This is a genomic window from Pseudomonas sp. PDM21, assembly GCF_014852505.2.
Lineage (GTDB): Bacteria > Pseudomonadota > Gammaproteobacteria > Pseudomonadales > Pseudomonadaceae > Pseudomonas.
The window spans coordinates 5,549,817-5,562,974 of the sequence record NZ_CM181223.1 but is presented as its reverse complement, the minus strand read 5'-3'; the positions used below and the strand labels follow the sequence as shown (position 1 = coordinate 5,562,974).

Below are 13,158 nucleotides of genomic sequence, written 5' to 3'. Positions count from 1 at the left end.
AGTACGTCTGACGGCTACGTCAGATGGCATTGCGCAGGCTCAGGTCTTCGGGGTGCGGTTGCAGGTAGGCCTGGGCATCGATGTAGGGGTGTGGGTGCAGGCGGAAGTGGTGTTTGAGCAGTGTCAGCGGCACCACCAGCGGGATCACACCTTCGCGGTACTGGTCGATCAGGTGCTGCATCTCGGCCTTCTCGGTGGAGGGCAGGTCGTGCTTGAGATAACCGGCCAGGTGCTGCAGCACGTTGCTGTGGGTGCCGCGGGTGGCGCAAGTGCCCAGCGCCTGCATGAAGTCTCGGAAATAGTCCGGGGCGAAGTCTTCCAGCGGTTGCTCGCCGATCTTCGCCAGGCGCTGGCCGAGGGCGCTGTACTGGCGCGGGTTGTGCGCCATCAGCTGGTACTTGTAGCGGGAGTGGAAGCCGATCACCGCGTGGCGTGTCAGGCCGTCCGCGCAGAGCTTCTGCCACGCGGCGTAGGCGAACACGCGGGTGAGGAAGTTCTCGCGGATCACCGGGTCGTTGAGCCGGCCTTCTTCTTCCACGGGCAACTCCGGACGCGCGGCGCAGAAAGTTTCCGCATAGAGCCCGCGCACTCCCGGCGGACGCAGCTGGCCGTCGAAGCGATAGAGCTTCACCCGCTGCAGCCCGCAGGAAGGTGACTGCTGCATGAAGATGTAGCCGCAGATGTCCTGCAGCAGCGCGGCCTGCTTGCGGCCGAAGTCACGCAGGGCTTCGCTGACGTCGCGGCCGCCTTCGCGCTGGATCAGGGCCCGCGGGTCATCTCGGTCGCCAACCAGACGCAGGGTCGGCCGCGGCACGCCGAGGCCGATGGCGACTTCCGGGCACACCGGGACGAAGTCGAAGTAGCGGCTGAGTACGTCCAGGCACAGGCGTGAGGCCTTGTGTCCGCCGTTGTAGCGCACCGGCTCGCCCAGCAGGCAGGCGCTGATGGCGAGCTGGGGGCGTGAGGGGCTGTTGGGCTTGGCGATGGACATGGCGGCAACCGATTTCTTGTACAGATGAGTTTCTTTGTACAACTATCGGCAAGGATAGGCGCAGGCTTGTACAAGTGCAAAGACTTGTACAAGGAGGGGGCGAGCGCGTGATTCGACGGCCATCTCCGCAGGGAGTTGGCCGTGATCGGTCAGAGGTGTTCGAGCAGGCGGCGGGCCGCTTCCAGGCCGCTCAGCCAGGCGCCCTCGACGCGGCCGGAGAGACACCAGTCGCCGCAGGCATAGATGCCCAGGTCAGCGTCGGCGAGCGCGCCGAACTGGTGCGCCTCCATGGGCCGGGCGTAGAGCCAGCGGTGGGCAAGGGCGAAGTCGGGGGCGTGGACGGCGCAGCCGATCAGCTCGGCGAAGGCGCCGCGCAGGTGCTCGATCACGCTTTCCTTGGGCAGGTCGATGTGCTGTTTGCTCCAGCCGCTGGCGGCGTGCAGTACCCAGGTGTCGAGCTGCTCGTCACGGCCGGGCTTGGAGTGGTTGCTGGCCAGCCAGGACAGCGGGCCTTCGTGCACGAAACAGCCCTGCACGGGCGTATCCAGCGGTTCGCGGAAGGCCAGGGCAACGGCCCAGGTCGGCTCCATGGGAATGCTCGCGGCGGCGGCGGCCAGCTTTGGTGCACTGGCCAGCAGTGCGGCGGCCTGTGGCGCCGGTGTGGCGACCAGCACGCGGCTGAAGGGGCCGTGGGTCTGGCCCTCGGAGTCCTGCAGGTGCCAGTGCTCCTCGCCGCGGTAGACCTCGGTGATGCGGCAGGTGAAGGTAACGACCTGGTCCTGCAGCAGCGCCCGGGTGATCGCACTCATGCGCGGGGTGCCGACCCAGCGCGGCTGCTCGTCGGGGGAGGGGCTCAGTTCACCGTCGCGGTACTGGTACAGGGCCGGGTCCCATTCGGCGACCCAGCCGTGCTCGCGCCACTTCTGCACGGCGTCGAGAAAGCGCCGGTCGCGGGCAGTGAAGTACTGCGCACCGAGGTCCAGGGCGCCGGCTTCGCTGCGCTTGCTGGCCATCCGGCCGCCGCTGCCGTGGCCCTTGTCGAATAGCTGGATGACCTGTCCGGCATCGCGCAGGGCGTGGGCGGCCGAGAGTCCGGCGATACCGGTGCCAATGATGGCAATGGGGGCGCTCATGACATGCCTCGTAGTCTGTGTCTTTCAGCGTAACGAGCGGGAGGCTCTTGTACAAACGAAACTATCTGTACAATTGCATTTCAGCTGTCCGCGCTCGTCAACGATAGGGGGTCCGATCATCGGAACCTTCGGCGCCGCATCGGTTCATTCAGGAATGAGCCCGGCTTTGGTTCCGGCACTTACAGCGTAGACCTCGCCGTAGAGGGAGTGTCAATGCAATCGCCTCCCTCTCGTCCAGACTGATGGAAGGTGGAACAGCCCAACAAGGAGTTCGCCATGCATATTCTCTTGACCGGCGGCACCGGTCTGATCGGCCGCCGCCTCTGCCGCCAGTGGAGCGCCGATGGGCACCAGCTCACCGTGCTGAGCCGCCAGCCGCAGCGCGTCGCCTCGCTGTGCGGGGAGACGGTGCGCGGAATTGCCGACTTCGAGGTCTATGGAGACGGGCCGCTGGATGCGGTGGTCAACCTGGCCGGCGAGCCCATCGCCGACAAGCCCTGGAGCGCCCGGCGCAAGGCTCTGCTGTGGGACAGTCGCGTGCGCCTGACCGAGCGCCTGGTGAGCTGGCTTGAGGGGCGCAGCCAGCGCCCGGCGGTACTGATCAACGGCTCGGCGGTCGGTTGGTATGGCGATGCCGGCGAGCGTCCGCTGGAGGAGAACAGCGCGGCGGCCGGCGAGGATTTTGCCAGCGAGCTGTGCCTGGCCTGGGAGCAGATCGCCCGCGAGGCCGAGGCACTGGGCATCCGCGTAGTCCTGGTACGCACCGGTCTGGTGCTGGCGCCCGAAGGCGGTTTCCTCAAGCGTCTGCTGCCGCCGTTCCGCCTGGGCGCCGGCGGGCGGCTGGGGGATGGACGGCAGTGGATGTCCTGGGTGCATATCGAAGATCAGATCGCCCTGATCGATTTTCTTTTGCGCAAGGCGGACGCGGCCGGTCCTTATAATGCGTGCGCGCCGCAGCCGGTGCGCAACCGCGACTTCACCCAGGAACTGGGCCAGGCGCTGCACCGGCCGACGCTGATGCCGGTGCCGGGCTTTGCCCTGCGTCTGCTGCTGGGCGAAATGTCGACCCTGTTGCTGGGCGGCCAGCGCATCGTGCCGCGCCGCCTGCTGGACGCGGGCTTCGAGTTCCGCTTCCCGGAATTCAAGGCAGCGCTGGCCGATGTGCTGCAGGAAAAGCGCTGAGCTCTGCGACATCGGCAACAGCCCTGGAACATCTGGATAGAGCGGGCTGCGTGTAAACTGCGCAGCCCGCACGACGACCTCCTACCGTACCGGTTTAAGGACACTGCATGACCCAAAACGCCCTCCTGCTGGTCAACCTGGGATCCCCGGCCTCCACCCAGGTCGAGGACGTGCGCCGCTACCTCGATCAGTTCCTCATGGACCCTTACGTGATCGACCTGCCCTGGCCGATCCGCCGGCTGCTGGTATCGCTGGTGCTGCGCAAGCGCCCGGAGGAATCCGCCCACGCCTACGCGTCGATCTGGTGGGACGAGGGCTCGCCGCTGGTCGTGCTGAGCCGCCGCCTGCAGGAGGCCGTCCGGCCGTTCTGGCCGCACGGCCCGGTGGAGCTGGGCATGCGCTATGGCGAACCGTCGATCGAGAAGGCGCTGCTGCGCCTGAGCCAGCAGGGCATCACCCAGGTCACCTTCGCGCCGCTCTACCCGCAGTTCGCCGACAGCACCACCACCACCGCTATCGAGGAAGCTCGCCGGGTGATGCGCGAGCACAACCTCAAGCTGGAGCTGAAGGTGCTGCCGCCGTTCTACGCCGAGCCCGAGTACCGCCAGGCGCTGGTGGACAGCGTGAAGCCGTACCTGGAACAACCCTACGACCACCTGCTGCTGAGCTTCCACGGCCTGCCCGAGTCGCACATCCGCAAGTTGGTGAAGGACAAGAGCCACGACCTCACCGCCAGCTCCAGCCGGGGTGTGCACGAGGACGTCATGGCCGTCTGTTACCGCAGCCAGTGCCTGCGCACGGCGGAGGATTTCGCCGCTGGCGCCGGTCTGCAGGATGGGCGCTGGTCGGTGTCCTTCCAGTCGCGCCTGGGCCGCAATAAGTGGATCGAGCCCTACACCGAGGCGCAACTGGACAAACTCGGCAAGCAGGGCGTGAAGCGCCTGCTGGTGATGTGCCCGGCCTTCGTCGCCGACTGCATCGAGACGCTGGAAGAGATCGGCCAGCGTGGCCAGGAGCAATTCCGCGCGGCGGGCGGCGAGGAGCTGGTGCTGGTGCCTTGCCTGAACGACCAGGAACTGTGGGCGCGGGCGCTGGCGAAGCTTTGTGAACGGACGCCTGCTGCGGTCTGAGCGAGTCATGTCGGGTGAATTACGCCTCGAGCGTTATCCGCCACGGCGGATAAAGCGTTCCGTTTTATGCGCCTTACAGGGAAGCTCTGCTCTCCTACAGGGCGAGACGGCGAAACCCTCCATCCAATCCCTGACCACCCATTCATCAGCCAACGGCCGACGCGCGCATTCAGAGATTTGATAGTGCGCGCGCGACGCGTTCGCAATGCCTACTCTGCGGGTTCTCCCCTTCGCCTTCGCCGCGATTGGCGGCGTTTCAGGAGCCCGGCATGAACAACAACAATAACGGCTACCCCTCCAGTGCCGTGGCCTGGTCCACGGTTGCGATCCTCATGGTCGCCTACGTGCTTTCTTTCATCGACCGACAGATTCTCAACCTGCTGGTCGGCCCCATCCGGCGCGATCTGGAGATCAGCGACACGCAGATGAGCCTGCTGATGGGCTTGTCTTTTGCGCTGTTCTACACGCTGTGTGGCATCCCCCTCGGGCGCATGGCCGACAGCCGCAGTCGCCGCGGACTGATCACCGTCGGCGTGCTGATCTGGAGCGCCATGACCGCAGCCTGCGGCCTGGCCCGTCAGTACTGGCACTTCCTGCTGTTCCGCGTTGGCGTCGGTGTGGGCGAGGCGGCCTTGTCGCCGGCCGCCTACTCGCTGATCGCCGACAGCTTCCCGGCCCAGCGCCGCGCCACCGCCATCAGCGTCTATTCCATGGGGATCTACCTCGGCTCGGGGCTGGCCTTCCTGCTCGGCGGGCTGGTGATCAAGTTCGCTTCCGCCCAGGGCGACGTGCACCTGCCGATCCTCGGTGAAGTGCGCCCCTGGCAGCTGATCTTCCTGATCCTCGGCGCTGCCGGCGTGCTCTTCACCCTGCTGATGCTCGCGGTGAAGGAACCGACCCGCCGTGGCGTCGGTGCCGGCGTGGTGGTGCCGATGAGCGAAGTGGGCGCCTACCTGCGCGCCAACCGCAAGACCGTGCTCTGCCACAACTTCGGCTTCGCCTGCATCTCCTTCGCCAGCTACGGCAGCGGCGCCTGGGTGCCGACCTTCTTCGTCCGCACCTACGGCTGGGACGCCGGCCACGTGGGCGTGGTGTACGGCAGTATCGTCGCGGTGTTCGGCTGCCTGGGCATCGTCTGCGGCGGCCGCCTGGCCGACTACTGGTCCAAGCGCGGGCGCACCGATGCCAACATGCGCGTGGGCCTGCTGGCCGCCTGCCTGGCGATCCCGCTGAGCCTGGTCTATCCGCTGCTGGACAGCGGCAACGCGGCGGCAGCGATGATGGCGCCCATCGTGTTCTTCCTCAGCATGCCCTTCGGCGTCGCCCCGGCGGCGATCCAGGAAATCATGCCCAACTCCATGCGCGGCCAGGCCTCGGCCATCTACCTGTTCGTGGTCACGCTGCTGGGCCTGGGCATCGGCCCGACCGCCATCGCCCTGGTGACCGACTATGTGTTCGGCGACGACATGGCGCTGCGCTACTCGCTGCTGATCGTCAGCGTCGTGGCACTGGTCGCGGGGGCATTGCTGCTGGCCAATGGTCTGAAACCGTACCGCGCGAGCCTCGAGCACCTGAAGAGCTGGAGCCTGAAAGGCGAGAGCGACAGCGGCGCGATGCAACGCCAGCCGGCCTGATCGTTCTTCCGCGAGATCGAGCCCCCGCGCAGTGATGCGCGGGGGCTTTTCTTTGCCCGTGGCACAATGCAGCGGAACACCGGATCAAGGAGAAATTTCCAGCATGGAAGGAAATGGCATAGGTGCAGGGCTGGCAGGCCTCGTGGCGCTGGCGTTGAGTGTTTCAGCAGTGGCGGGCGAACCCTGGGTGGCATTCACGCAGAACGACCTCATCGGCTTCAAGGATGCCCAGGGCAGCGTGAAGGTTGCGCCGACGCTCAGCCCGATGTTCACCCTGGCCCGACGCTTCGAGCACATCATCGCCACCGGCGAGGAAACCGCCGACGGTTACCGCAGCTACTACCTGCTGCGCGATGGCCGCCACGTGGCGCCGGATTCGCTGTACTTCTTCGACAATGCACCGATCTGCGAGAGCGAAAACAGCATCCGCTTCCGTGACCGCCAGCGTGACAAGGTCGGCTTCCTCGACGGCAATGGCCAGGTGCTGATCCCGGCCGAGCTGAGTGACGCGACGGCCATGCGCAACGGCATGGTGGTGGCGCTGAAGGGCGCCACGCGCAGCTGTGCCGATCCGGACGTGAGCCTGGAGCAGTGCGAGCACAAGGGCTGGAGCGGTGGCATTGAACTGCTGCTGGATCGCCACGGCAGGACGCTGGTGCAAGGCTTCGACGCTTCCCGCGCCGAGGCGCTGGACTGGTATTCGAAGCAGGTGAGCGGGCAAGCTTCCAGCGACCCGCGCCGCGTGTCCTTCAAGGGAGTCGACGGCCGCTACATCAGCTTCGTCGATATCGAGAAGGACTTCGCCGTCTGGTTCCGCGATGAGTTCCTCGCGCACCTCGATGACGCCTCGCTGAAGGCCCACAGCTACTCCCGAATCCGGACTGGGCAGGGCAGTGGGCCGCTGGATGACTGGCAGGCTGCCACGCCGGACGAGGTGCTGAAAAAGTACGGCGCAGAGTTGCGCCAGCGACTGGAGGCCTTGCGAAGCTCCGCCGGCTACGGCGTGCGCCTGGGCGACATGGGCTGGCCCTTCGACCCCGAGCGCGACCCGCAGTATTTCGACAGCTGCGGCGAGTTCGCCCAGTGGCAGACGCCCAGGGTGTCGGCCATGGAGCATTGGCAGCAGGGCTCGTTCGAGCCGGGCAAGCACGCCAGCTTCGAATTCATCCGTACCGCCGAGGGGTATCGGCTGGTGGCGTTTTCTATCCCCGGGCAGTGACGGCTACCTGTAAGAGCGGGCCATGCCCGCGACTGGATACGACGCCTGGACATCCGGCGAGCCCTGTGCCGATCTGGTCCCGGTTCTGCCGGTGGATCGCGAGGCCTGTCGCGCCTCAACGCCAGCAATCACTTACGCTGCCGGTGCCGCTGCTGCCCTTCTGGCCCTGGGCGGTCAGGGTCAGGTGGGTGCACTTGCTATCGGTGAAGGTCGGGTTGGCCGTCAGCGTGTAGCCGCCGTCGCTGCTGCCTCCGCCCACCGTCAGGGTATACAGGCCGGTGGGGGAGGTGACGGTGCTGCCACTGGTGCCAGCCAGCTTCAGGTTGGCCACCGAAGACTGGTCGGTGACGTAGCCGGATACCGAATTGAGCGCGTACCAGCGTTCTTCCTGCGACGCGGCCTGGTTGAGCAGGGCCTGGCCTTCCGCGCGTTTGCCGCGCAGCACATATTCCTGGTAGTTGGGGTAGGCGACGGCGGCGAGGATCGCCAGGATCGCCACCACCACCATGAGCTCCATCAGGGTGAAGCCGTCTTGCCGGTAGTGCCTGTTCATTCCTGTTCCTTGATGTTCAGCCAGTTCTGCCGCCCGGAGCTGGCGCCGCTGGTTGCCACGCTGACGCAGCCGTCGCTTCCGCAGGCGTTGACGTTGCTGCTGCTGGCGCTGGTGCTGCCGACCGTGAAGCCGCCCTTGAGGCCGGACATCTGCAAGGCGGAGACGACGCTGCCGTTGTACAGATCGTTGTCGTCCACCACGCCGTCGTTGTTCAGGTCCAGGGTGGCGAAATCGGTGGCGCCGCCGGTATACGGGTCGAGCGACATCAGCCAGGTAGTGACGCCGTCGGCGCAGGGGTCTTCGTTGGGCGTCAGGGTGCTGGCGAGCAGCACGCCGGAGGTGGCGTAGGGGTTGTTGACCACCATTTCGCCGGTGGCGGGGAGGTCCAGGTACCAGCCGTACTGCGAGACGTTGCCGCTGCTGTCGTACCAGGTGACGGCGTTGTCGCTGACGGTGCGGATGGTCTGGGTCACCGCCGTGCCGTTGTTGTCGAAGGACGTGGTCACTTCGCTCTGGGTGATGGTCTGCTGCTGCAGCTTGCCGCGGCTGAGCGTGGGTGTACTGGTGGCGGCCTCGCCGGCGGTCTGCCGGTCCCAGATGCCGTAGAGGTCCATGATCTGGGTGGTGTTGGGGTCGGCGTCGTCGGACTCGATGTACTTGCCGGTGCCGAAGATCACCAGGTAGCCGGTGCCGGAGCTGTGCTTGACCAGGTAGGGTGCGCTGGTGATCGGTTGCACCTGCCCGGCAGTGGTGGTCGCGCTGTACAGCGGCGAGCCGCCGAAGCCGACGCGGAAGCTGCTGGCGGTGGTGCTGGCGGTGAGGCTGCCGGAGCTGGTCAGGTCGAAGCGCCAGAGGTTGCCGTGCAGGTCACCGGCATAGACGTAGTCGGTGATCAGGTCACCGTTGATATCGGCGGCGCGCGGGGTGGCCAGGCCATTGGCGGTGGTCTTGCCGTCGCTGGCGGTAAGGGCCTTGATCAGGCTGCCGTCCTTGACGTCCATCAGGTAGAGCACGGCCTTGTCGTTGGCGCCGTTGTAGCCGTTGCCCAGGATCACCGCCCAGGTGCCGTTGTGCAGCAGGCTGATGGTCGGCCGCGAGTAGGTGAAGCCCAGCTCGCTGTAGTCGCTGTCGCTGTAGCTCTTCTCCCAGAGCAGCTTGATGTTGGCCGGGTCGGTGATGTCCAGGGCGAACAGCGCGCGGCCGCCGCCGCGCAGGGTGCCGACCAGCACGGTGTGCCAGGCGTTGTCGTAATAGACATCGGCGGTGACCGGCGAGCCGTCCACGTAATACTGGTGGGTGGCGCTGGTGTAGTCGCTGTCGGTGAGCTTGTAGAGGTTGCTGATCACCGCGCTGGGGACGTAGGCGAAGACTTCCTTACCGTCGGCATCGAAGGCATGCAGCATGCCGTCGTTGGCGCCGACATAGAGGCGCGTGGGGCGCGCGCTCCAGGTGCTCTTGAAGGTGGTGTAGGAGGTGTCGGTGCTGCTGACGGTGGCGTTCATCAGCGAGGCTAGGCGGTTGGGTGGGCCCACCAGCACCGGCGAAGAATCGATGATGTCGCCCAGCACGGTGCTGCGAGTACGCAGCAGTGTGCCTTCATTGCTGCGGTCGCCACGCAGGTAGGCCACGCGCTTCTCGCCATTGCTGTCGGTGACGCTGGCGAGGGTCTTGTTGAGGGTGGTCTGCTGGGCGCTGCTGAGGTTGCTCCAGGTGAAGTCCTTGAGCGTCCCGGCTGTGCTGCCGGCCATCTTCACCGTACGCGTGGACCAGGCGCTGTTGCCGCTACCGTAGGTGCTGTCCATAACGTCCTGGGCGCTCCAGACAGAAGTCTGGCTGCCGTTGGCTGTGTTCTGCAGGTACTTGATCAGGTCGCCGCTCCAGTCTGTGCTGGCGAACTTCGGGGTATAGCTGTACAGCTCACTGTCGGCGGTGCTGCTGTCTGCATTGAGCAGCGGCGAGCTGACCAGCGCCGGCGCGGCGCCAGAGTCCTCGCGCTGGGAGATGCGGTTGACCACGTTCTGCAGGGCGGAGACCAGGTCATCGGGCGAGTCGACGCTGAAGAACTCGCCACGGGAGTCGATCGCCGCGTGCCAAAGGTCGTAGACGTTGTTGGCACTGCCCGAGGACGCCGCCGGCCAGCTCAGCGTGCCGGCGGCCAGCTTGCTGTAGTCCCCGGAATAGGTGTCGCCGCCCCAGGCGGGGTTGGTCAGGCTGGTGGTCAGGCCCAGACCGACGAAGTAGCTGACCATGTGCTGCCAGGTCGCTGGATCGTTTTTCGGGTTCCAGTACTGGGTGGTGGCGTTGCTGTTGCTCTCGGCGATGTAGGTGCTGACGTTGTTGGCGATGTTGGGCTGGGCGTCGGTGGCCCAGTACTTGAATGCCAGGTCGGCGAGGGTATTGGAAGCGCTGTCCTTGTACGGTGCGCGTGCACTGTAGGTCTGGCCGTCGGGCAGGGTACGGCCGGTGCTGTCCCAGTCGCCGTGGCTGCCGGCGGTGTTCCAGATGCCGTCGGTGAGGGTGATGCTGTAGCTCGCCCGGCAGCTGTACAGCGGCGTTTCGCTGCTGCCGATGGAGTAGGCATAGGGGCTGTACTTGCCGGTGACACTGAGCAGCGAACCGACGCGGTCGACGGCATCCAGCAGCGGGGTGCCCTGGTTGAAGTAGATGTCGCCGAGCCACTCGAAGAACTTGGCCCGGTGCGCACCGGAGAAGGTGCCGAGGCGGTTGTCGTAATAGCTGGTGCTGGTGTTGCTCAGCCCGCGGCAGTTGTAGCTCGACAGGTACGAGCTGCTGGTGATGCAGGTGTCGCTGGTGCCCAGGGCCTGCCAGCTGAGGCGGGTGTTCTCCGGCAGCGAGACGAAAGCGAGGTTGGCGCCGGACTGGGTCGCCAGCTCACGGTTGCGGTAGAAGCTGTACCAGTTGGCGAAGTTCTGCCGCTCGTCACTGCTGTTGGTGCCGGAGGTGGAGGACACGGTCACCAGCTTGTAGCAGTTGTCGTCGTTGACGTTGCTGCTGCAGCCGCTGAGTGCGGTGTTGTAGACGTAGTAGTACGCCGGCACTGCCGCCTTGGTGCGATCGGGGTAGGTGGTGGTCGTCGTCAGCGTGGTGGTGGCGGTCGAGGTCACCGTGTAGGTGGTGGTCTTACCGCTGGTGGCGTAAGAGCAGCTGGCGGTCGAGTAGCTGACGGCGGTGGTAGTGCTGGAGGTGCTGCCGTCACTGTTGGTGGTGGTCGACCCGGTGCTGGACTTTGGGTTGGTGATGGTCGCCGTGCAGCTGCTGCTCTTGGCGGTGACCGTGTAGGTGCCGCCGCCGGTGAGCGACGCCGACTTGCCAGTGGAAGTGGTCGAGCTGCTGACGCTGGAGGAACTGGTGGTGCTGGACGAGGTACTGCTCGAACTGAAGTCCGAGGACGGGTTCGCCGCCAGGTAGTAGACCTTGTCCGGGCTGTTGTAGGAGGTGTAGCCGGTGTAGGTCCAGTAGGTGCTGTCGGTGGTTGCGCGGGCGGTGTCGTACTCCCAGGAGACCTTGTACGCCGAGCTCAGGTCGAAGCTGCCCTTGGCGCTCTTGAAACCGTTCACATAGGCCGTGGTGAAGCTGGTGGTCAGCGGCGTGTAGGTGGTGCTGGCGTTGCTGTAGCTGACGCTGTAGGGCGCCTGGTAGGTGACGTTGGGGTTGTAGTACAGCGGGTTGAAGGTCGACGACTTGGCGCGCCGGCTGGTGCGCACCTGGTCGGCGGTGTAGCCGTTGTAGGTGCTGCCGGTGGTGGGGTTCATGCCGTCGGGGGCAAAGCTCCAGCGCATGCTGTTGGAGTTGTCGATGGTCACCATGATGTTCGGCGCCACGCCCTCGGTGAGGAACAGCGGCTGCTGGCTCAGCGTCAGTGTCGCGGCATCGGTGGGCAGCGCGGTGGCGAGCAACAGGCCGCCGAACAGGAGCGGCAGGAAGGGCTGGGCGGGACGTCGGCTCACGTCGGGCTCCTCAGTAGTAGCGACGGATGGTGACGGTCTGCAGCACGCTCATCAGGCGCTGTCCGTCGGCGCGGGCGGCAGCGCTCACCCGGTAGTAATGCGGCCCGCGCCCCTGGGAGCGCTCGTCGGGGTCGGTGATCTGTACGTTGCCGTTGGAGTCGGCCGGGTCGAAGGCGATGTAGGCGGCATTCCAGCGCGGCACGGGGTCGAAGGTGGAGCTGCCGTCCATGCCCAGGTAGGCGATGGAGGTGGCGTCGCTGCTCCACCAGTCGGCGTTGGCCTTGGCGTTGGAGGCGTACTTGTCGCTGACCAGGATGCACAGGTTGGCGTGCTGCGCGACGCTGGAGGCGCAGTTCGCCGAACCCTGGTCCAGGCTGGTCTGCGCGGCCAGTCGGCGCTCGCCCTCGCGCAGTGCTGACTCGGCGGCAGCCCGCGAATGCTGTTGCTCGCTGAGGTTGCCGATGATGCGGGTCTCGGTGGTGGTGCCGCGCATGCTGCTCAGGGCGATCAGGGTGCCAAGCAGCAGCATCACCAGGGCGATGACCAGGGTGGCGCCGCGTTGTGCGCGCAGGGTGTGTCGTGGGCTCATGGCATCAGGTTCCGCAGCATCACGCTGCCTTGGGCGATCTGGTAGAGGTAGGCGGTGTTCTCGCTGAGGGTCGCGCCGCTGAGGGTTTTCCAGCGGCTGGCGATCTCGCTGCTCATGCCGCCACGGGTCGATGCACCGGTGGCGAGCAGAGCGGCGTAGCTCACCGCCTGGCTGTCATCGCTGCTGGAGGGCAGGGCGAACAGCGCAAAGTCCGCCACGCCCTTGATCAGCGCCTGCTCGGTGGCGCCCTGGGCCGTGCAGGTGAGGGTGCCGTCCGCCGGCGTGCTGCCGGCGATATAGCTGATGCGCGTGAGCACACGTGTACCGCGCGGGACGAAGGCGCCCAGGCAGTCGTACTGGTTGCCATTGGAGCCGGCGACTTCCGTGGTGCTGTCGCTGGCGCCCTGGTAACGCAGGCAGACGCCCTTGCCGTCGCTGCTCGCCTGGTAGGTCTGGCCGGCCTTGAAGGACGGGCAGCCGTTGCTGCTGGCCAGTGCCGGGAAGGCTACTTCCAGGCTGTCCTGGGGCAGGTAGCGATAGCCGGTGCGGGCCAGTTGCTGGTCCAGCAGCAGGAGCGTGTAGCGGGCGTTTTCCTGGTTGCCCAGTTGGCCCTGCTGGAACTGGAAGTGCGCCTTGTTGTTGATGAACAGCTCGGTGGCGCCGAGGATCAGCAGGCTGCCGATGGCCAGGGCGACCATCAGCTCGACCAGCGACAGGCCGGCTTGGCGTGCTTGTGCGGGGAATGTTCTTGCGGACATG

General features: G+C 66.1%; 10 protein-coding genes. 4 read left to right on the top strand and 6 right to left on the bottom strand.

Annotation, left to right across the window (positions count from 1 at the left end; genetic code table 11):
- Positions 1-19 precede the first annotated feature (19 nt).
- Both IB275_RS25665 and IB275_RS25660 read right to left on the bottom strand, forming a co-directional pair.
- Positions 20-991, bottom strand: coding sequence for a YbgA family protein (locus tag IB275_RS25665; RefSeq protein ID WP_192292365.1), 972 nt, complete (start codon positions 989-991; stop codon positions 20-22).
- 149 nt (positions 992-1,140) lie between these two features.
- The gene (locus IB275_RS25660; protein WP_192292362.1) at positions 1,141-2,124 is read right to left on the bottom strand and encodes an NAD(P)/FAD-dependent oxidoreductase; all 984 of its coding nucleotides are present in this window, start codon (positions 2,122-2,124) and stop codon (positions 1,141-1,143) included.
- 276 nt (positions 2,125-2,400) lie between these two features.
- On the opposite strand from IB275_RS25660, the gene IB275_RS25655 reads away from it, so the two are divergent.
- From IB275_RS25655 to IB275_RS25640, 4 genes are all read left to right on the top strand, one after another.
- A complete protein-coding gene (locus IB275_RS25655) occupies positions 2,401-3,306 on the top strand; it encodes a TIGR01777 family oxidoreductase (protein ID WP_192292359.1) in 906 nt (301 codons plus the stop codon).
- Between the two features lie 107 nt (positions 3,307-3,413).
- On the top strand, positions 3,414-4,436 hold the full coding sequence (hemH, locus tag IB275_RS25650) for a ferrochelatase (protein ID WP_192292356.1): 1,023 nt from the start codon (positions 3,414-3,416) through the stop codon (positions 4,434-4,436).
- Between the two features lie 269 nt (positions 4,437-4,705).
- Entirely contained in the window at positions 4,706-6,070 is a 1,365-nt protein-coding gene (locus IB275_RS25645) for a spinster family MFS transporter (protein ID WP_192292354.1), read from the top strand.
- 103 nt (positions 6,071-6,173) lie between these two features.
- Positions 6,174-7,289, top strand: a complete 1,116-nt coding sequence (locus IB275_RS25640) for a hypothetical protein (RefSeq protein WP_192292351.1) — start codon at positions 6,174-6,176, stop codon at positions 7,287-7,289.
- A 115-nt stretch (positions 7,290-7,404) separates the two neighbouring features.
- On the opposite strand, the gene IB275_RS25635 is transcribed toward IB275_RS25640, so the two are convergent.
- The 4 genes from IB275_RS25635 to IB275_RS25620 are packed head-to-tail and all read right to left on the bottom strand — an operon-like array spanning position 7,405 to position 13,157.
- Positions 7,405-7,842 carry a type IV pilin protein gene (locus IB275_RS25635; RefSeq protein ID WP_192292348.1) on the bottom strand — a complete coding sequence of 146 codons (438 nt, stop codon included), beginning with the start codon at positions 7,840-7,842 and terminating at the stop codon, positions 7,405-7,407.
- Positions 7,839-11,810, bottom strand: a complete 3,972-nt coding sequence (locus tag IB275_RS25630) for a pilus assembly protein (protein WP_192292345.1) — start codon at positions 11,808-11,810, stop codon at positions 7,839-7,841. The genes IB275_RS25635 and IB275_RS25630 overlap by 4 nt, the downstream gene beginning before the upstream one ends.
- A gap of 10 nt (positions 11,811-11,820) precedes the next feature.
- Positions 11,821-12,399 (bottom strand): pilus assembly PilX family protein, encoded by a 579-nt coding sequence (locus IB275_RS25625; protein WP_192292342.1) that lies wholly within the window; start codon positions 12,397-12,399, stop codon positions 11,821-11,823.
- Positions 12,396-13,157: a PilW family protein gene (locus tag IB275_RS25620; RefSeq protein WP_192292339.1), complete on the bottom strand. Its 762-nt coding sequence runs from the start codon at positions 13,155-13,157 to the stop codon at positions 12,396-12,398. Before IB275_RS25620 ends, IB275_RS25625 begins: the two co-directional genes overlap by 4 nt.
- Between the last annotated feature and the right edge of the window lies 1 nt (position 13,158).